The organism is Emticicia sp. 17c (genome assembly GCF_037153985.1).
Lineage (GTDB): Bacteria > Bacteroidota > Bacteroidia > Cytophagales > Spirosomataceae > Emticicia.
The window spans coordinates 38,406-59,434 of record NZ_JBBAYI010000001.1 but is presented as its reverse complement, the minus strand read 5'-3'; the positions used below and the strand labels follow the sequence as shown (position 1 = coordinate 59,434).

The 21,029-nt window shown below is 38.8% G+C and carries 18 protein-coding genes; 2 read left to right on the top strand and 16 right to left on the bottom strand.

Annotation, left to right across the window (positions count from 1 at the left end):
* Positions 1–39 precede the first annotated feature (39 nt).
* The 11 genes from WAA15_RS00240 to WAA15_RS00190 form a co-directional block, all read right to left on the bottom strand.
* Entirely contained in the window at positions 40–327 is a 288-nt protein-coding gene (locus WAA15_RS00240) for a hypothetical protein (RefSeq protein ID WP_337040313.1), read from the bottom strand.
* Between the two features lie 143 nt (positions 328–470).
* Entirely contained in the window at positions 471–2,984 is a 2,514-nt protein-coding gene (locus WAA15_RS00235; protein WP_337040312.1) for an ATP-dependent Clp protease ATP-binding subunit, read from the bottom strand.
* Between the two features lie 9 nt (positions 2,985–2,993).
* A complete protein-coding gene (locus tag WAA15_RS00230; RefSeq protein WP_337040311.1) occupies positions 2,994–4,511 on the bottom strand; it encodes a protein kinase domain-containing protein in 1,518 nt (505 codons plus the stop codon).
* Positions 4,512–4,526: 15 nt separating this feature from the next.
* Positions 4,527–5,225, bottom strand: coding sequence for a hypothetical protein (locus tag WAA15_RS00225; RefSeq protein ID WP_337040310.1), 699 nt, complete (start codon positions 5,223–5,225; stop codon positions 4,527–4,529).
* Positions 5,226–5,238: 13 nt separating this feature from the next.
* Positions 5,239–6,540: a caspase family protein gene (locus tag WAA15_RS00220; protein WP_337040309.1), complete on the bottom strand. Its 1,302-nt coding sequence runs from the start codon at positions 6,538–6,540 to the stop codon at positions 5,239–5,241.
* Positions 6,533–7,450 (bottom strand): hypothetical protein, encoded by a 918-nt coding sequence (locus WAA15_RS00215; protein WP_337040308.1) that lies wholly within the window; start codon positions 7,448–7,450, stop codon positions 6,533–6,535. The genes WAA15_RS00220 and WAA15_RS00215 overlap by 8 nt, the downstream gene beginning before the upstream one ends.
* 107 nt (positions 7,451–7,557) lie before the next feature.
* The gene (locus WAA15_RS00210) at positions 7,558–7,845 is read right to left on the bottom strand and encodes a DUF4282 domain-containing protein (RefSeq protein ID WP_337040307.1); all 288 of its coding nucleotides are present in this window, start codon (positions 7,843–7,845) and stop codon (positions 7,558–7,560) included.
* A gap of 78 nt (positions 7,846–7,923) precedes the next feature.
* Positions 7,924–8,679 carry a caspase family protein gene (locus tag WAA15_RS00205; protein WP_337040306.1) on the bottom strand — a complete coding sequence of 252 codons (756 nt, stop codon included), beginning with the start codon at positions 8,677–8,679 and terminating at the stop codon, positions 7,924–7,926.
* 8 nt (positions 8,680–8,687) lie between these two features.
* Positions 8,688–10,412: a M48 family metalloprotease gene (locus tag WAA15_RS00200; protein WP_337040305.1), complete on the bottom strand. Its 1,725-nt coding sequence runs from the start codon at positions 10,410–10,412 to the stop codon at positions 8,688–8,690.
* Between the two features lie 391 nt (positions 10,413–10,803).
* On the bottom strand, positions 10,804–11,673 hold the full coding sequence (locus WAA15_RS00195) for an aldose 1-epimerase family protein (RefSeq protein WP_337040304.1): 870 nt from the start codon (positions 11,671–11,673) through the stop codon (positions 10,804–10,806).
* 158 nt (positions 11,674–11,831) lie between these two features.
* Positions 11,832–12,242, bottom strand: coding sequence for a hypothetical protein (locus WAA15_RS00190; RefSeq protein WP_337040303.1), 411 nt, complete (start codon positions 12,240–12,242; stop codon positions 11,832–11,834).
* Between the two features lie 343 nt (positions 12,243–12,585).
* Here WAA15_RS00190 and WAA15_RS00185 point away from each other — a divergent pair, with 343 nt between their 5' ends.
* A complete protein-coding gene (locus tag WAA15_RS00185) occupies positions 12,586–13,890 on the top strand; it encodes a TolC family protein (RefSeq protein ID WP_337040302.1) in 1,305 nt (434 codons plus the stop codon).
* A gap of 11 nt (positions 13,891–13,901) precedes the next feature.
* Here the strand turns inward: WAA15_RS00185 and scpA are convergent, their stop codons facing one another.
* On the bottom strand, positions 13,902–16,043 hold the full coding sequence (scpA, locus tag WAA15_RS00180; protein ID WP_337040301.1) for a methylmalonyl-CoA mutase: 2,142 nt from the start codon (positions 16,041–16,043) through the stop codon (positions 13,902–13,904).
* 188 nt (positions 16,044–16,231) lie between these two features.
* Positions 16,232–16,534: a helix-turn-helix domain-containing protein gene (locus WAA15_RS00175; protein WP_337040299.1), complete on the bottom strand. Its 303-nt coding sequence runs from the start codon at positions 16,532–16,534 to the stop codon at positions 16,232–16,234.
* Between the two features lie 308 nt (positions 16,535–16,842).
* Between WAA15_RS00175 and WAA15_RS00170 the strand changes: the two genes are divergently transcribed.
* Complete coding sequence (locus WAA15_RS00170) at positions 16,843–18,207, top strand: aldehyde dehydrogenase family protein (RefSeq protein WP_337040298.1); 1,365 nt, start codon at positions 16,843–16,845, stop codon at positions 18,205–18,207.
* A gap of 51 nt (positions 18,208–18,258) precedes the next feature.
* Here the strand turns inward: WAA15_RS00170 and dtd are convergent, their stop codons facing one another.
* From dtd to rsmA, 3 genes are read right to left on the bottom strand one after another with little or no spacing between them, the layout of a single operon-like run.
* Complete coding sequence (gene dtd, locus WAA15_RS00165) at positions 18,259–18,711, bottom strand: D-aminoacyl-tRNA deacylase (protein WP_337040297.1); 453 nt, start codon at positions 18,709–18,711, stop codon at positions 18,259–18,261.
* A gap of 3 nt (positions 18,712–18,714) precedes the next feature.
* The gene (mgtE, locus tag WAA15_RS00160; protein WP_337040295.1) at positions 18,715–20,070 is read right to left on the bottom strand and encodes a magnesium transporter; all 1,356 of its coding nucleotides are present in this window, start codon (positions 20,068–20,070) and stop codon (positions 18,715–18,717) included.
* Between the two features lie 7 nt (positions 20,071–20,077).
* Positions 20,078–20,869: a 16S rRNA (adenine(1518)-N(6)/adenine(1519)-N(6))-dimethyltransferase RsmA gene (rsmA, locus tag WAA15_RS00155; protein ID WP_337040294.1), complete on the bottom strand. Its 792-nt coding sequence runs from the start codon at positions 20,867–20,869 to the stop codon at positions 20,078–20,080.
* Positions 20,870–21,029 lie beyond the last annotated feature (160 nt).

The window sequence follows — 21,029 nt, the reverse complement described above, 5'->3', positions numbered from 1 at the left end:
AAAACTTATTGCGAACAGGTAAAAAACTTTGTTGGGACATCATAGAAAATCTTTTGGTAAAGACTTTGTGTAATGTGTACTACGGATATAAAACGTTGCAGGTGTTAACATTAAACCATCTACCTGAAAATTCATAGCAAAATGTTCGGGGGTCATGATGGCTTCAATTGTGCCTCTTCCTTTACCCTTTTCCAGATAAATTGATACGCCGGAAGAATCAGCCTTACAAATATATCCTCTGGCATTTTCTGAGTCAATACCACAATTTCTGTTAACCATTGTTTCTTTAGCTTTAATAGAAGCTCCTTCTTTTATACCGCTGTACATAGTTTTATTTATTTTATAGTTACTAACATATAAGCATACGCAGACATGGCTCCAAAACGTTGTTTGAGGCAATTTTAAGTCTGTTTAAACTGGATATTCAGCTATAAGTTTTCAATAAATAATCGCCCAAACCAGCGTTATAGTTATATCTCAGGATTATTTATGGTGGGTTCTCCGGTTATTTTCCAGTCAATTTTTTTATCTTCCGTTACTGAGACCGTAAGTGTCTGGCCACCTTGAATCTCTCCGTTGATAATCATCTGCGAAATAGGCCACATCAGTTCATTACGGATAATACCTTTGATTTGCCTTGCTCCGTATTCTGATGTAAAGTCAGAAAGTGCCAGTGCCTGAATAGCCTCCTTGTCCATCTCAAAGTTAATACCTTGCTGATTAAGTGACGAAACCAGCCCTTTAAGTTGAATTTCAAAGATTTTTGTAGCCATTTCTTCTGAAATTGGTGCAAACGGAATAATAGTGTTGATACGCTGCAAGAACTCTGGCCTGAAATGACCTTGCATAATTTTTAGTAAGTCTTTATGCTCAGGTGTTTTACCTTCTTTGAAATGATTGACGATAAACTCGGCACCGATGTTTGATGTGAATATAATGATGGCGTTGGAGAAATCTCCTACTTTATCGAGTTTATCTTTTACACGGCCTTCATCTAACACATTCAGAAATATATCAAAGACAGATTTATGCGCTTTTTCTATTTCATCAAATAGTACAACAGAATAGGGTTTCTGGCGGATTCTGTTCACTAGTAAACCTCCTTCTTCATAACCTACGTAGCCAGGGGGAGCTCCAAGAAGTAAAGAAGCTGAGTGTTCTTCTTTAAATTCGGACATATCAAAACGAATCATGAACGATTCGTCGTTAAAAAGGAAATCGGCAAGCGATTTGGCTAACTCTGTTTTACCAGTACCTGTTGAACCCAGAAAGAAAAATGACCCGATAGGTTGTTTTCCTTTAAGCAACCCAGCTCTTGAAATATTAAGCGATTTCGCAATGATTTCAATGGCGTGGTCCTGCCCTACTACTCTACTTTTTAATATTTCGCCTATTTTGGCGAGTTTTTCTTTTTCCTGACTCTGTAATTTACCTGTCGGGATACCTGTCTGGGTTGAGATTGTTATGGCGATGTCGTCTTCTTCAACCCATTCTTTTTTGTTTTTTGAAACTTCAATTAATGTATTAAGTATTTCTGTCAGATGTGCTTCAAAATCAGCGGCAGTTTCTGGTACATTTTTAAACTCCTGCGATTTATTAACCAGAATAGGGCTTATCTTATTTTTAATTCTTGCCTTAAACCAAGCTAGCTCTGTCAAGTATGTTTTTTCGCCCAGTTCTTCTTTTTTACTTATCAGTTCTTCAAGTTCTTTTTGTAGTCCTCTGAGGGTTTCTTCTGAAGTTTCGCCAACCATTGCAACAGATGCCATGGTACGGTCAATGAGGTCAATGGCCGAATCAGGCAAACGGCGGTCTGGCAAATATCTTTTTGCCAAGCGCGCTGCTTCTACCGGAATATTAGCCTTTAGTTTTAAGTTATGATGTGTTTCGTACTTAGGCAAAATGTGTTGAAGCATACGGGCGGTGCTGTCAATATCTGGTTCTTCTATTCTTAGCACACCGAATCTACGTGCAAAGGCATCGTCTTTCTCTATAAACTTCTGGTATTCTTCGTTTGTAGTGGCTCCAATAACCGTTAACTCACCTCTGGCAAGTTCAGGTTTTAATAATTGTGCTACACCATTACCTATTGACCCTTTGGAATCTAGCAATACATGAATTTCATCAATAAAGAGAATAGCTTTCTCAAATTGTTTCACTTCGCGTATAATATTTTTTATTCGGTCTTCAACCTCGCCCTTGTATGAGGCCCCTGCTACCAGCGCACCTGTATCAAGTTCAAGCAGTTGGGCATTTTTTAGGCTATTAGGCACTTTACCCTGCACAATATTAAGAGCTAGGCCATCAACCAATGCGGTTTTACCTACCCCGGGTTCACCTGTAATGATTACATTTGGTTTACTCCGGCGGCCTAAATATTCAATCAAATGGCGTGTTTCATTGTCGCGCCCGATAATTGGGTCGATTTTTTCTTCTTTAGCTAACTCTGTCTTATTAATACAAAATTTATGAACAGCATTTTTGCCCGTATTTCTAGGTGCATCAGTGGCTGTTTTGGTATTTGTTGTTGTTGCCGGAGTCTCGCTTACTGCTGCAATCAGGTCGTCTTCGGCCAGCATTGCATCAATCACTTCTTTTGAAGTAATTGAAAGCGTACTTAGCTCATCTATTTTAAAAACCATATTTGGTTTTACAATAGCTGCCAGCACACACCAAGCATCAATATTGTTTTTTTCGTATTGTATTTTAAAAATTTCAGCCCCTTCTAACGCTTTCTTTGCCAGCGCATCGGCAGTTGGGTTTTCTACTGCTTTTGTTCTTGGGAGTTCTTCGATTCTTACTTCTGCCCAGTCTCTCAGATAATGAATGTCTTTTCCTTGCGCTATAAGCACTGCCGAAAGACCTATTTCTTCATGCAAGAGGGCTTTTAGCAGGTGAGCTGCTGAAAACTGGGCATGATTAAATTCTTTTGCAATGATTTGCGCAATCTGGATAGCTCTTTGAGACGTTTCTGAAAATTTCATAAATAATGGTTAATTCAAATCTGAAAGGAATGATGGTGTTTTTTTTCTGAGCACCCTTATAATTTTCATGGTTTTATCTTTGTCTTGCTGATATGCTTTCAGAAACCATGTTTCAGCATTTTTAAGTTGCCCCTTTTCATAGTATAATATACCAAGATTATTGGTAGCGTCTGCATCTCCGGCTTCACTTCCTAAGGTATAGTATTTAATTGCCTCTTCAGGAGAATTCTTTTTATAAGCAAATAATACTCCCAAATTATTATACGGGCGGGTATCACCTCGGCTTATGCCTTTTTTGTAAAGGTCTATGGCTGTGTCAAAATCTCCGTTGCTATCTGCTGCTTTTGCCTTACCAAATAAAATATTTATTATTGAATTATCAGCATTTTTTTTATTATCCGGCTCGTTTTGGGGCAATGAATTTGTTAGAGTATCTTTCTGAACAGCCTCAACCTGACTGACACTATCTTTTTTATCATGATTAATATAAAAATAAACCCCTATGGCTGTTATTACCATGGCTAGTAACAACCCAATCAGGATTGCCTTAGAATTAGTTTTTTTGGGTTCAGAAGTAGGCGTTTCGGGTTCGGCCTGAGCAGTACTTTGTGTTACAGGTTCTATTTTAGAAAAAAATTGTGTTTTTTCTGAGTCCATCATCACTGTTTTCTCTTCTTCCGTGACTGCCTTTTGACTCATTCCACTCAGAATCGCGTCTCTGAACTCCTGACAGTTCTGAAAACGCATTTCGGGTTGTTTATGGGTAGCTTTGTTAACAACAGCCACAGCCCAATCAGGTATGTTAGTATTAATTGTTTTAATATCTGGCAATGGCTCTTTTACAATTTTCTCCATCAACTTGAATTGGGAGTCTGTCTGTGCAGAATATGCTGCCTTTCCGGTTAATACAAAAAACATCATAACACCCAATGAGTAAATATCGCTTCTTTCGTCGATGGCTTTTGCACTAAGTACTTGCTCAGGACTCATGTAAGTGATGGTTCCCATCTGCTGATTAGTAAGCGTTGCCGTATGCTCACTATTCAGGTCTTTAGCTATGTCAAAATCCAGCAATTTTGCCCTTAGGGTACTATCACTTAATTGCTGAATAATTACATTAGTTGGTTTAATATCTCTATGAATAACCCCTTTTTGATGAATAAAGCCTACGGCCTCAATAACCTGAAGAAAAAGCGGAATAAACTCAAGTGGCTTACTGGCGTTGTAGTTTTTAGTAATGTACTCACGAAACATGGGGCCATCGAGATACTCCATAATCATTACATATCTGTCGGTATCGTCATAATCTATTACTTCAACAATATAGGGGTGTTTCAGGCTACTTAGTAGTTTGGCGGCTCTCAGAAAACGTTCTTTAAAGCCATCCATTTCGACAATTTTAGTATCTAGTATTTTTATAGCAACTTTGTTATTTAGCTTTTCATGCTCTCCAAGCCAGACCTCCGCAAATCCGCCCTCACCAATTTTTTTTAAAAGCTTATATTTCAGAATTGTAGTGTTTTGCATAATCAGTTCACATTACTATTGTTTTAACATTTCATTTATTTTCTTCCATGCAAGGTCTTTAGCTATGTTTACCCTATTGGGACTTCTTAATGAACCTAGTAAAAACTGTATGGTAGTTCTTGAATCGGGTTTAAAAGAACTTCCAGCGGCACCACCGAAATAATCTTCTGAAAAAAAACGATTTTCGTCAGCCACTCTATTCCAATACTCATATTCAAGTCTGGCAATTTTCAGGTTGTTTTCCTTTGTGTTAGGTAGGGCCATTATTCTTTGTGCTTCAGGGCTATTAAAAAGCTCACCTATGAAAGCATCGCCATAGTCACCAAATATGCTTCTTATGGTTGTGATACTAGCATGCACGCCATATCCTACGGTTCCTTCTCTAAACTTTTCAGTTGCCAATTTAGCCCCTAACCTTGTTTTTAATAACTGGTGCATTGTGGTATATGACAATGTATTGCTACGTTTGTCCATCATAAAAATTATGTCTTCTCGTACTTTGAAAATATCGACATAGTTTCTACCATAATCATCTTCTTTTACTATGTGGGTTGAGATAGTTTTAGGTTCATTAACAAAGTGTGGAAGGATGGTGTTATTTTTATAGTGAATTGTATTGACTCTATCGAACCACGTAAATTGCTTATACCATATAAATATGGCTTTTTCAATATCCGAAATATTACTAGTTCTTGTAATTATTCTGTATCTCATAACCAAGTTTTAATTACTCACTACATTTTCTGTTAATATCTTCTAATTGTCGGGTAATATCTTTCATGGCTTCTATAACCAACGAAAGTTTAGACATGGCTTTTAACTTAAAATCTTTTGTATCAACGTATTCGTTGGTTTCGTCAAAGAGTTCAATAATTTCCTTGCCCTTGCTGGTAAACCATTTTGTTCGGGCAGGATACTGTTCTATTTCCAGAAAACTGGCTATATCCTTATAAAAAATTCTGGTATTTTCAGGATACACACTTTCCTTGAAACGCTCTGAGGCTTCTTCGTCCGAAAGGCCATCGAGTCCTTTCCAATAGCTTTCCAGATACGCCAACCTTTCTTTATTTATTCTGAATCCACTAAAATTATAATTACATGGTTCATTTACGTTCTTTGATGCTTTTTTAGGTTCGTTTGTGGGCAGCGAAACTGGTGGCGCTATGGGTTTTTCCTGTTTGGCTACTGGTCTATTATTTTGGGTGTCTTCTTTTGGAATAACAGGCGATTTTGCAGGCATATTATTAATTTCGTAGACGGGCGACTGAGGGTCTTCGCTACCACTATCGTAGGCAAGTTTTTCAGTAGCTTTTTTGGTTGTTTCCATTAGTTCTTCCCAAGTAGCCGGCTTTTTATGCTTTTTTGAGGTAAAATCTTCCAATGTTTCTCTGAAAGATTGGGTAAACCATCCGCCTTTGTCGACATCAGAGGTAGAGACCTGCCCTCTGCGTGACGAACACATGAGTATGCCTTTATTGCTTTTCCTGAAAAGGTTTTTAAATTGTTCTGCATCAATATCAAAACGTGGTGGATGCACCACAAGCTCTTTCGATTTAATGGCAGGAGGGCGAACATTCCGTTCGCGGTTACATGCTTCTCCTATTACAATCAAAAGCTTTGGATTTTTCTTTATAATACTCTGATAGATTTCGTTCAGGTTAATAGAGCCATTATCTATCCCTAATGATTTAGGGCCAAAAACCATCATGGGATATTCGTTTCTCATATTGTTCCACCCATGACTGATGATATAGGCAAATACAACATCCTGAGAACCCACATTCAGATTATTTATGGTTGACAGAAAGTTTGCCTTAGTGTAATCGGAACCCGTAAACTTCATAAAGTTTTCTTTGAGTTCGGCATTTGTTGCAATTTCATCTGAAAGTTGTTTCAGGTAGTCACAACTCATATTAGTGGGAATACCAATCCGTGGGTCTTCTGTGTCTCCAAACACCAGAAAATGAAGGGTTTGCCCGTTTGTATTCAAACCCAAGCATAAAAAAATCAGCAGAAGAAATTTATTCATTTTCTTTACATTTATCTAATGGTACCTCGATGGTTACTTTAGGATTCTGGCGGTTCTTAGATTTACCACTCACATATTTCACATAGTTTTCTTTGATTGTCATCCAGTCAGCACTCACATCTTTATTATTAATGGCTTCACGCAGGCATTTTTCGAGGCAAAACAGGCCGTAAGACCCATCTACTACGTTACTGATGGCGTTTTCACCAATTGAGTTTGACTGAAAAATTATCACTTTTGTTCCTTCAAAATTTTTGAAAAGTCGGCCATAATTCTCTAGCTGATGATACGCACCCATTTCTCTGGGAATAGGGTTTGAAACCAGCGGTTTTACAATTCTGACTAGTGGCGAACCAGATACCTGCACTTCTGTACTCTGGTCAGATACCTGATTAGAAAATTCTTTTGCTGGTTTTTTCTCATTACCGGAATCAATACTGATTAAAATAATTTTTGGCTTTTTAGTCCTGAGCATAGCTATAATATCGCGAAGGTATATTTCAGACCCACCCATTTTGAGGGCTGGGTAAATAGTTTCATCATCATTGCGGCCATAACCAGAAAAATGAATCCAGACAACGTCCTGATTACAAACACTAAACCGGAGTTTCTGAATGGTTTGCTTGAGGGTAACAGGGTTAAAAGCATCTCCTTCGCCTAAATCATAGAAATATCTGGTAAAACCAGCATAAGCAGCAATATCGGTGCTTAGGTCATTGATTCGGTCAGCATCTAGCAGGCGGTCGGGTCTGGCGGCCTCTTTACTTTGAACCACTGAAAACACATGGAGATTCTGGGAAATTCCAGTAAAGGGTAGTCCGATAAAGCATAAAATAAAAATTGTCTGACAAGTTATGTCAGGCAATGATTTATTGCTCTTACTTATTATTTTATGAATAAAATCAGGCATTTTTTCAATTCTTGTGTGTTTATGTATTATTCTAAAACCTCAGATACATAACCTTGATACTAAGAAATAACACCTCGAAAGGTGTTATTTCTTAAAAAAAACAATTACTAAATGTTTGATTTTTTCTTGATGTTTTCATCAATACTCGAAAGGCGAGCATAAATTCTGAAAGATACAATCATCAATTCACAAAATACTCTTGACCAGATAGGGCCAAAAATAAGTGTCAGCAAGCCACTAAAAACCATCATTCCACCACCCCACGGAGCAGAAATGCCCTGCACGATAAAAACTATGCCCCCGAAAATTGAAGCAATAACAAGGAAGTAATAGATAATTTTAATGATTACCGGTGTAATCATTTTGTCGAAGGTCAGAAAATCATCGAATTTCATTTGCTTGAAAATTTAGTTTTAGGTATTTAGAATAAAAATAAATGCAAGAATTAATAATGGTTATTTACACGTTTGGTTTTATTCGTCCTCAACGTCAGACAAAACTTGTATAGTAAACTTTGGTTTTTGTAGGTTATTGGTGGCTTTTTGCACCCTATTCAGGGTTTTTTCACGAATAGTATTCCATGAGGCATTACTTGTTTCAGAACTGGTTTCTTCTTCAAATGTTCTTTTGAATTCTTTCAGAAACACAGAGCCATAAGTTTTGTCGCGTTTTGCTACCTGCCCAACCGAAGTAGATGAAATAAGAATTGTTGTTCTCCCCTTAAAAGCCGTAAATAACTGAGCGAAATTATCTTTTTCACTTGCCGGATGCACCACTACCAATGATTTTAAGTCAATATCAGGAATATACTCTTTCTGGTCGCAATCGCCTATAATTAGCAATAATTTGGGCTTTTTAGCTTTCAAAATTGCTATGGCATCACGCATGAGCAAATCACTCTCGGGGTAATGAAACACAGGCCATATTTTTTGTTCGTCGATAGTGCCTTTACCACTATAATAGAGAATGACTATATCAGACGGATTCGGATTTATGTTCTGAAGCGTTTGTTTCGTATTTTTTGCATTGAATTTTACACCCGTCAGTTGTGACGTTTTTAAGGAAAAGCCCAGATTTGTGGCGATGTCTTTACTCAGTAACGTAAATTGCTCGGCATCTTTCAGGCGTGTTTTGTCGTCAGTACCAATGAGTGCCACTGAATATACACTTTGAGCGTAACTAACCTGCACAAGCAGTAATTGAATAATAATAAATAGTCTTAAATTCATGTATTTGCTTAATCGTTAGGTTTCTTTTTAACTTGTGCTTTAGGTTTGGTTGGCGGCTTGTTGGCAGGTGGCTTGGTATCCGTTGCAGGTTTAGGGTCAACAGGTTTGGTCTCTTCTTTTTTAGGAGCCACATATACCGGTTCATCAAATGCCTTTCCTTTCAATACATTTTTCAATCCTTTTTTAAAGGCTGTGTATTCGTCTTTCCCAATTGTTTTATCTTCAAGCTCCTCAGTAAAGAGGTTTTGTGCCAGAAGCCGGTTAAGACTTTTATAACGATTATTCGCATCGGGGTGAGAGGCATAGATTGTTTCGATACCTTTTGATACCGCTCTGACCACATCTGAACCATAATGATATTCAGGTTCATTTTTATCGCTAAGTGTCGAAAGCCTTTTCCAGATTTTTGCGGCCTCTCTTGGGTCATATCCGGCGTTAATCATATAGGTAAGTCCATTTCGGTCTGCCTGACTTTCGAGGTCTCTGCTATATTTGCTCGAAAGTGCCTGACCACCAAAACTTGCCACCATTACCGATAAATCGGCCACAGGAATTGATGTATTGGTGGTGCGGTCTATTATTTTTCCAATAATTACAACACCTTCTTTTCCTAACTTTATGTTTTTATTTGTTTCAAAATTCTTTTTAGAATGCTCATAAGTTACATGAGCCATTTCGTGGCCCAGAATAGCCGCAAGCTGAGCCTCGTTTTCTATTTCTTCAAGCAGTGTTGAATGCACGAAAATAGAACCGTCAGGATACGCACAGGCATTAAACGTACTATCTTTTATTACATAAAAATTAAAATCTATTTTAGCGGGATGGTCTTTGTGCAACTCTTTCTGATACTGTGGAATAAGTGACCTCCCAACTTTAGACACATACGTCTGAATGGCCGGATTTTTAATAAGCTGAAATTTTGAATCCCCAAAAGCAACTTCATTAGCCGACATCCGCATGGTATTTTTCAAAGAAACTTTTATTTGCCTGTCAAGGTCGTCTTCTGAGTTTTCCCATACTTCGCCTTTTTCTGCCAGCAACACGCCGTCGGCTTGCCTTCTTCCATTCACTTCTACAATGCTACCCAACATCATTTCTTTAAACGAGTTGAACACTTTTCCTTCAAATCCTTTACCTTTTTTTCCTTTTATCTGTGCTTTTTCTACCAGTTTTACTGCTTTTCCATCAATTGTAGCAATATCACCGTCTAGTTTTTCGAAAATCCCCTCATAAGTAGCTTTTTTATCTAAATCAGTAGTTATTACAATAGTGGTAACCAAAAGTTTTTTACTTGAACGGTACTCCTGATACGTAACTTCTAATTCCAGACCCGGCTTTAATAATTCTCTGTTTATAATTAAATAAGTTGTTTTATCTGGTGGGGTAAGTACTACTTCTTTTTTGTTTTTTGAACTTTTCTTTGCCTTTCCTTCCTTTAATTCTTTTTCCTCTTCTTCTTTTTCTTTAATGGCTCTTTCTACGGCCTTTTTATATTTTTCTACTTCGTTGGTATATTTCTTAAATTCGTTTTTACTTCTGAAAACCATCAAAGAATCGCTTACATCCATTTTGGCATAAAAACCTTTGTAGTCATCTTCAAAGTCGAGCCTTATTTCTTTATAAGGGTCTTTAAAACTCATCAGGAATGCTGGCTTCGGATAAGAGATACTCACTTCTGTTTGAGCATGAATCTTAAATGCCAGCAAGAAGAAAATAAGAAATATTTTTTTCATAGGGTTGTGATATATACGTTATAAGTTTGTACCAGTTGTTAGGCGTTATGTAGCCATAATAATAGAGGGAATCTTTAGAATAATGGTAGTTTTTTTATTTTCCGGCGTTTTTTGAGAGCAATTTTTATTTTCCGGCATATTTTGAGTGAAGGAAAAATTGTAACACTCAAAAGCGTTTTCAAGAAAGTTCCTGAAAGTAAATAAGCCTTTAACGAGAATATCAGAAGGCTAATACCATGAAATAAAACTACAAATGATACAGTAGAAGAATAAGGCATTTACTCAGATACTAGTACCTGAGTAAATGAATCCTGAAAAGACGTAGAGTAAGTTTCTTGTAAGTATAATTAAACAAGAACGTAGGTACTTGATGTATAATTACTCTCTGAGATTAACTAAGGACAACACTCCAAGTTCGGCTAAATGTCTGGCCAGTAGCAAGTTTATTAATTCCTTCTTTGGTGGTTAATTGCTGATTATGTTCGGTGCTATCTGCAATGCCACACCATGGTTCAATACAAACGAAGTCAGCATCTTTAGCAGCCCATATTCCAAGAAAAGGAAAATCAGGATAATTGAATTGCAACTGGTGGGTTGTTTTGTCTGACTTCAAGGTAACACTATCAGATTTTAAGTACTTAAACACCAGCGCATCCTGATAAAAAAGCTCTTTGCTTAAAGGCAATCCTTTTTTCTCGATTATTAGTTTTTCAGGGGTCAGCTTTATTAAGCCCCCATCGGCCAGAGGCCAGCGCATCAAATCTTCGTTCTGGTTAAATTCGAGATAATAATCTTCATAAGTTGTACCTTCTACTAATGGCACTTTAAAAGCCGGATGCCCCCCTACTGAAAAAAGCATTTCTTTAGTACTCGTGTTATCAATCTGGTAGGTTACTCCAAGTTGATTTTCATGAAGTGTATATATAAGACGAAGCGCAAATGAAAACGGGTAAACCTGCAAAGTGTCGGGGTCATTTTTTAGTAAAAAGACAATCTTCTCTTGCGAGTGCATTTCTACGTCAAATATTTTATCACGGGCAAAGCCATGCCTCGGCAAACGATACGATTGATGCTCATAAATAAAGGTATCGTCATTTAATGCTCCTACAATCGGGAACAAAACAGGCGATGTTTTACCCCAGAAAGCCGGATTCCCCGACCACATATATTCAAGATTATTGACCTTGTGTAACAGGCTCACCAACTCTGCGCCTTTAGGCTTAATGGTAGCTTTAATACTTGCGTTTTCAATTATATACATATATATCCCGATTAGAATCTGCTGCAAGATACATATCAGCCAGTAACTTGAAAATTCTTTTTAAGAAAAACATAGCCCTCATATAAAAACAATGGGTAAGGTTAATACCTTACCCTGTTTGTTGTTTACGAAAAAGCATTATTAATAAAACTCATTTATTAATATCTCCCATAGCGGTCGTTATAACGACCATTGGCATACCCTCGGCTATACTCATCATAAGTAACACGTTCTCTGTCGCGTTTCTCACGAGCAATCCAGCTATTCAATACTGCGAGGTCTTGCGCCAATTCACGGCGTTCAAAGGCATCAAGTCTGCCATCACGTTTAAAACGATTTTCTTTTGCTTCAATGCGTTCGGCCTCACGTAATAAACGTTTCGCTTCATGCGATGTTATTCTTCCACTTTCAATACCAAAAGCAATCTGACGGCGAGCTTCACGTTGGTAGTCATCTATTTTATCATATCCGTATCCGTTATCAAAACGGCCAGGTCTGTCATATCCTCTTTGCGCATTAGCAGCGATGGCTCCTGCCACCAACATTGCTACCATAACTAACTTTCTCATAGTGAATTTCTGGTTATTGTTTTTTATTTTGTTCTTTTTTGATTCTTAGATGTAAAAGAAACGCTCAGGGTTTACTGGCTATTTGTTAACGATTAGTTAAGACAACTAAACAGCCTGAAAATGAGATAGTTAGACTAAAGAAGTTAAATTGAAAAATATAAATTATTAGCTATGGGGTATATCTGTTCAATAGTTAATAATGCTCTGCGGCATTCGGGTTTTATATTGTTTTTAAAAACTCAATACTCAATCAAGAGATTTTGTATGGCTTTTTTTCCGTCTTAATAAGAAAAATTTCTACACCTTTTTAATAAGTCTTTACCTTTGAAGAAAAATAAACTTTATGATACGAGTTATTATATCTGCCTTATTATGTTTTCAGTTATCAACGGTTATTGGCCAGCAACTGAGCCTAAATGAGGCTATTCAGCAAGGGCTGGCTAACCGGATTGAATTAAAAGCACAAGACCTGAATATTCAGATTGCTAGTGCCGAGAATAATAAAATTAAAGCAAAATGGTTGCCTCAGGTAAGCGGCAATGTTGATGTACGCTGGAATACCCAGCTACAAACAACTGTTCTGCCTTTTGCGTTACCGGGTACGGGTGCGTCTCAGACAGAAATAAAATTAGGCCGCCCATTTAATAATACACTCTTGTTACAGGCTGACCAGAAAGTTTATGACGCCAACAGAAAAATTGACCGCCAGATAAACAACACTCAGGCTGAAATACAAGCCAACACACTTGAGCAAATCAAGGTTAATATCAGACAGGCAATTACTGAGGCGTATTATAATTGCGTTTTCTCGAAAGAAAAACTTAATCTTTCGAGTCTGGCACTACAAAGAGCTACCAGCTACTTTGAAGCCGGACAAGCCAAGTTTGACCAAGGCACTATTTTAAAGAATGATTTAGATAAACTGGAATTAGAAGTAAGTAATGCCCGCCTAGCACAAACCAAAAATCAGCAAGATTACGAACTAAGCCTTATTGCCTTACAATATCAGTTAAATACTACGGCCAATGTAACCCCTTCTGAAGATTTGCAAACAATATTTAACTATTCGCAACTGATTCAGAATCAATCAAATATTGATAAACGAACTGAAATTAAAGCCGAAGAATTTAGTTTGCGCTTGAATAGTTTGAATGTAGAAAAACAAAAAGCCAGAAATAAACCCAGTATTTCGGCTTATGGGAATTACTCTTATTTTCAGCTAGCCGAAACTTTTAACCCTTTTGCCAGTGGCACGTGGTTTCCGGCTAATTATGTGGGTATCAGAGCAAATATCCCAATATTTGATGGCAGACAGGCTAATCTGGCTGCACAGGATTTCAGGATTCGCCAACAGATAAATACCTATAATATTGAGCGTTTTAAAAATGATTTCAGTTATGAATCGAAAAGCACATGGAACACGCTTCAACAATCAAGGATGAATCTGGAAGAGGCCAAGAAAAATATTGCCCTTGCACAAAGGATTCTTGACACTGATAAATTCCGTTTTGAGAAAGGTGTTATTCTGATTTCTGATTTGAAAAACACCGAGTATTCATTACAAAGTGCCGAAAACCAGTATCTATCAAGTATTTATAATTTTCTGATAGCCAGTGTAAGATACAGAAAAGCCAGCGGAAATTTGTAGAGGGAGTAAACCTACTCCCCCATTAACTCTTTCAGAATTTTCTGTGCAGCTACCGATATAACCGTACCGGGACCAAATACACCTTTTACTCCGGCATCGTACAAAAATTGGTAATCCTGCGGTGGAATAACCCCACCAGCAATTACCATAATATCTTCACGGCCTAGTTTTTTGAGTTCTTCAATAAGCTGAGGGACCAATGTTTTATGCCCTGCTGCCAGACTTGAAGCACCCACAATATGCACATCATTTTCGGCAGCTTGTTGCGCTGTTTCCTGAGGGGTCTGGAACAGAGGGCCAATATCAACATCAAAGCCTAAATCGGCAAAACTTGTGGCAATTACCTTAGCCCCGCGGTCGTGGCCATCCTGCCCCATTTTGGCAATCATAATTCGAGGGCGGCGGCCTTCCATTGCGGCAAATTTATCAGCCATAGTCTTGGCAAGCCGGAAATTTTCATCGTCAGAAACTTCTGACTGATATATACCCGAAATAGAACGGATAGTAGCTTTATGACGACCAACGATTTTTTCCATGGCATAAGATATTTCTCCTAAGGTAGCTCTCTTGCGGGCCGCTTCAACCGCTAAAGCCAGCAGATTATCTTCTTCGTTTCCGGTGGGTGTAGCCGTTACTTCCGAGATTTTATTTAAAATTCGTTCAACCTCTTCATTATTACGCTCTTTCTTTATTTTCTCTAACCTTTCTATCTGTTTGCGGCGTACATTCTGGTTATCTACTTCCAGCAACTCTATTTCTGTGTTGGTAGCAGCTTTATACTTGTTAACACCTACAATTATATCTTTGCCTGAGTCTATTCTTGCTTGTTTTCTGGCAGCCGCTTCTTCTATTCTCATTTTAGGCAAACCAGTATCAATTGCTTTGGTCATGCCGCCTAGTGCCTCTACTTCTTCAATTAGTTTCCAAGCTTTTTCAACCAGTTCTTTTGTCAGGTACTCTACATAATATGAGCCTCCCCACGGGTCAACCACACGACAAATTTCAGTTTCGTGCTGAATATATAGTTGGGTATTACGAGCAATACGAGCCGAAAAATCGGTAGGCAGTGCAATAGCCTCGTCCAGAGAGTTTGTATGTAACGATTGTGTATGCCCCAAAGCAGCAGCCATTGCTTCAATAGTGGTGCGGGCTACATTATTGAATGGGTCTTGCTCGGTCAACGACCAACCTGAGGTCTGGCAATGGGTACGCAATGCCAATGATTTGGCATTTTTCGGATTAAATTGTTTCACAATTTTTGCCCACAATAATCTGCCTGCCCGCATTTTGGCAATCTCCATAAAATGGTTCATGCCGATACCCCAGAAAAACGACAATCTGGGCGCAAAGTCGTCGATGTCCATACCTGCGGCAATACCTGTTCTGATGTATTCCAGACCATCGGCCAGTGTATATGCCAATTCAAGGTGCGCAGGCGCACCCGCTTCATGAATATGATACCCTGAAATAGAAATAGAGTTGAATTTAGGCATGAGTCGGGCAGTATAAGAAAATATCTCGCCTACTATCCGCATCGAAAACTCGGGTGGGTAAATATAGGTATTACGCACCATAAACTCTTTCAGTATGTCGTTCTGGATTGTACCTGAAAGTTGAGCAGGCAAAACACCCTGTTCTTCGGCTGCTACTATGTAAAAAGCCATTACAGGAAGCACCGCCCCGTTCATGGTCATAGAAACAGACATTTCGTTGAGCGGTATGTGGTCGAACAGGATTTTCATATCTTCGACCGAATCAATGGCAACTCCGGCCTTGCCTACATCACCTACCACGCGGGGATGGTCAGAGTCATAGCCTCTGTGAGTAGCCAAATCAAATGCGACCGACAGCCCTTTCTGCCCCGCAGCCAGATTCCGCCGATAAAATGCGTTCGACTCTTCGGCTGTTGAAAAACCCGCATACTGCCGGATAGTCCAAGGTTGCATCACATACATTGTACTGTAAGGCCCCCTCAGAAAAGGAGGAATACCCGCCGAAAAATGTAAATGCTCAGCATCCTGAATATCAGTTGCCGTAAAGTAAGGTTTAATATTTATACCTTCGGCTGTTTTAAAAACATTTGCGTTTGTTGTTGGTGTAGTGTCCGCATTTGTTTTTTCAAAAAGGTTTACTTTTGAAAAATCAGGTTTCATAATGATTCAATACGATTTTATCAATCGTGCTACAACTTCCTACCAGAACTTTTCAGTAAATATCTTCTTTTTTAAAAACAATGCAATGAGATTTTAAGAATTTGAGTGCTATATATAACAAAAAAGTTTGCCCCTATAAGCGACAAACTTTCTAAAAATAGAAGTAGATTTGTTTCAAAAACTCTTTATCAATTATAAATTAACTTCTTTGATGGCAAAGAAGTATCGTTGATTTCTCTCAAAGATTCACTTCCCGATTGTTTGGGCAAGTCTTTCAAGCCTTTCGTTCCTCTGGTTTCCCAGGCATCGAGCCAGTTGGTAATAGTTGCTCTGCTTACTTCAAAAATATCTGACAAAGTTGTTACATTATAGCCTTTGAAGCTCAGTAAAATAGCCTTTGCCCGCTCACGCTCCCTATAATTACGACTACGGCGAGATACCTCCCTCAGATACTCCACTTGGTCTTGGGTTATTTTTCTTACGTAACGCATACGCAAAACGTTTAAATAGTTGATGATAAAGTATTGCTTTTTCTGATAAATAAGTATGCCACAATACTTATACATGCTTAATCATAAAATGTGTGACAGACTCTTTAAACCTAAGACGTTTAAAACAATACGAACGCTGTTAAATTGCTAAAATTTATTATTAATACGTATGGGCTGCCAGTTGGGTTGCTTCGTAAAAATGCTTTTTATGAGTTGTTCTGGCAGGGGTATAGGGTTAAGCTATAATATTTTGTAGCTTTGTGTGTAAATGATTCATGGTTGTTTAATATTTGATTTACTCTTAGGATATGCAAATTATAAATCCGGCTACCGAAGCCATTATTACGACTTTAACTGAAGATACCGCCGAGAGTCTTCAAGGTAAATACAAACTACTGCAAAAGGGACAAAAATCTTGGGCTAAAGTGCCATTAAAAAAACGCATTAGTATTATTGCCCTGTTTTCGGAGCTAATTGCTGAAAACATTGAAGAACTGGCCTCGACACTTACCTCAGAAATGGGTAAGCCCTTGCAGCAATCACGCAATGAAGTAAATGGAGCCAGAGCTAGAATCAAATATTTTGTAGAAAACTCTCAGAAATACCTGAAAGATGAAACTGTTACCAGACAGGATAACCTCACCGAACGAATTTCATACGAACCACTAGGGGTTGTCTGCAATATTTCGGCATGGAATTATCCGTTTTTAGTAGGGGTAAATGTTTTTATTCCGGCATTGATTGGAGGTAATGCGGTGTTCTACAAACCTTCTGAGTTTTCTACCCTTACCGGCTTGAAAATTGAAAAATATCTGAAACAGGCTGGCGTACCCGACAACGTTTTTCAGGTGGCTATTGGTGCTAAAGAAGTAGGAGAACAACTGCTGGATATGCCACTTGATGGGTATTTCTTTACAGGCTCGTACCGTACTGGTTTACATATTTATAATAGAGTGGCTCCTAAAATGGTGCCATGCCAACTTGAATTAGGCGGCAAAGACCCTTTATATGTAGCCGATGACGTAAATGATATTGCCTCAGTAGCGGCAGGCACTGCTGATGGAGCCTTTTATAACAATGGGCAAAGTTGCTGTGCAGTTGAAAGAATTTATGTGCATGAAAAAGTATATGACCGCTATGTAGAAGAATTTGTAAAAGAGGTTAAATCTTATACAATTGGGCAACCCACTGAAAGTGGCGTGTATATAGGTGCGTTAAGCCGCCAGTCACAAATAGCGTTTTTAGAAAATCAGGTACAGGATGCCCTCAAAAAAGGAGCTAAACTATTAACAGGTGGTAAAGGCATTAGTGGGCAGGGGTATTTCTTTGAGCCGACAGTTCTGGTAGAGGTAACGCATAAAATGAGCGTTATGCAAGAAGAATCGTTCGGGCCTATTATTGGTATCATGAAAGTGAAGGACGACAAAGAGGCGACCAGATTAATGCAGGATACTGAATATGGGTTAACGGCTGCTGTATATACCGCTGACAAGAAACGGGCAGAAAAAATATTGAAAGAGATTAACGCCGGAACAGGCTACTGGAATTGCTGCGACAGGGTGTCGGCCCCTTTACCGTGGAGTGGCAGAAAGCATTCAGGGTTTGGAGCTACTTTGTCTCATGCAGGCATAAGAGCATTTGTAAAACCTAAAGCATGGCATTTACGAGGATAATAGTTTACTGAATGGCTAAGGATTAATTACAGCCTTAGCCATTTACCAATATCAAATTCGGTTTTTTGAATCAATCATAATTGTAACCGGCCCATCGTTCAGTAAGGCAACTTTCATGTCAGCCCCGAACTCTCCGGTTTCTATACTTTTGCCTGAATCCTGCTCGAGTTGTTTTATCATTTGCTCATATAACGGAATAGCCACTTCGGGGCGGGCAGCTTCAATAAATGAAGGTCTATTTCCTTTCTTCGTACTGGCGTGTAAAGTGAACTGACTGATAAGCAGGATGTTTCCGTCAACAGCCTTTAAATCAAGGTTCATTTTTCCTTCTTCATCTCCAAAAACACGCAAACCTGTAATTTTTTTTGACAGCCATTCGATGTCTTCTTGTGTGTCGGTGTGTGTTATGCCCAGCAATACTAAAAAGCCCATGCCGATTTGCCCTTTCACTATATTATTGATAGTTACTGAAGCCTGTGTTACACGTTGAATAATAGCAATCATATTTTATAAATGCAGCAACAAGTGTGCAATTAAAAGGTAAGTACCAATACCTATAATATCGTTAGCGGTCGTAATAAAAGGCCCCGAAGCAATAGCCGGATTGACCCCTATCCTGTCGAGCACCAGCGGGGTAATTGTACCCGTAAAAGAAGCCAGCACCACTACCGATAGCAAAGAAAAACATACAACCAGAAAAAGTTGAGATTCGCCAATTATATAAATATAGGCTCCTGCCAATGCCCCGATAATAAGCCCGTTTACAATAGCTACCAGAATAATTTTTAATAAACGTTGCCCTAAAGAAGTAGATATACCTGTTTTTTCGGCAAGGCTCTGTACTATCAGGGACGATGTCTGAATACCTACATTGCCCCCCGTTGAACCCATAATAGGAATAAAAGCGGCCAGTGCAGCTACTTTCTGAAATTCGGCTTCAAAACCCTTGATAACTGTTGCTGCCAGCAGGCTTCCGGCCACTCCTACTACCAGCCACGGCAAACGGGCCTTGGCAAGTTGCCAAACGCTGTCGGCTTCTTCGGCCTCACCCGTGATACCCGCCATAACCTGAATATCTTCCTCAGCCTTATCGGTAATGTAGTCAAAAACGTCATCAATCGTAATCCGACCTAAAAGCCTACCCAATGTATTTACTACCGGAATAGCCTCAAGGTCATACTTCTGCATCATTTCGGCTACTTCTTCGGCTTTAGTGGTTGTTTCAACAAAAACAATGTCATCGTCCAGAATATTCTCAATTCTGGTGTTCTTGCGGGCTAGTACAATTTGTTTCAGCGATACAATCCCCTGAAGTTTCTGTTCGTCATCAACCACATAAATAGCAAATACTTTCTCTACATCTTCGGCCTGCCTTCTGATTTCCTCCACACACTCGCTTACGGTCCAGCTTGAATTTACTTTTACCAACTCTTTTTGCATTAGCCCGCCTGCAATATCTTCGGGGTAATACATTAAATCAATAATGAATCGGGCCTGTTCGCGGTCTTCCAACAGGGCTATTACCTTTTCTCTTACTTCAATCGACTGCTCATTGAGCAAGTCGGCGGCATCATCTGAGTCAAAAAGGTTAACATATTTGGCAATTTCCTCAATAGTAAATTGCTCTTGAATAAACTTTTTACGATTTTCTGACTCAATATGTGATAAAATCTCTGCTCCGGTTTCGGTATCTACCAGCGTAAGTAAGTAATGCCCCTGCTCTCCGTTCAGTTCGAGCAAGATACTGGCGATGTCGGCCGGATACAGGTCTTCCATTTCTGTCTTGAGCAATTTTTCATCTTTTTGCTCAATAGCCGTCTCTAATCTTTCAATATACTCTTTGGTTAGCTCGAAAGTAGTCATAATGACCTCACTTGTTTTCAGTAAATGCCTTTGTCAGTTGTATAAACTCGGCCACACCTAATTGTTCAGCCCGTTTGTTCAGTAATTCATGTTCAAAGTTTAATCCAAGCGGTTTCAGTGCATTCCGAAGTGTTTTTCTTCGTTGGTTAAACCCTGCTTTAACTACCTGTACGAATTTACGTTCGTCGCAGTCCAGTTGCTGAATGGCATTGCGTCGGAGGCTTATCACACCAGAATCTACTTTGGGTGGAGGATTAAAAGCTCCGGGCAAAACCGTAAACTCGTACTTAATATCATAAAATGCCTGTAAAAGTACGCTTAGGATGCCGTAATCTTTATTTCCCGGGGCCGAAGCTATACGTTTGGCTACTTCTTTCTGCAACATACAAACCACTTCAACAACGATATCTTTGTAGTCAAGAACTTTAAAGAATATCTGCGAAGAAATGTTATAAGGGAAGTTTCCGATGATGGCGAATGGCTCAGGATTACCCTCTTCATGTAAACCCGACAAGCGCGACAAATCCATTTTTAAAAAGTCTTCTGAAAAAATCCGTCCGGTCAGTTCTGGAAAATGTTCGTTCAGATACACCACCGATTCGCCGTCAATCTCAACCACGAAGGTTTTGTAATTAGTCTTTTTGAGTAAAAATTGGGTTAATACACCCATTCCAGGCCCTATTTCTAAAACCTTTGTGTAATTACGGTGTAACGAAAGTAAATTTACGATGCGTTCGGCAGCATTCATGTCTTTCAGGAAATGCTGTCCGAGGTGTTTTTTAGGCCTAACTTTTTGCATAGCCCAAAATTAGTTCTTTCTTGTCAGAATGACAGTATTTAAGCAAAAAAATGGCAAACTTTGTTGAATCTCCTCCACAGATTGTCTATCATTTTACTCTTAGGCTTTAAACTTACCAATGCACCATGCTAGTGGAATGCTTTTTTAATTGTTTACAATA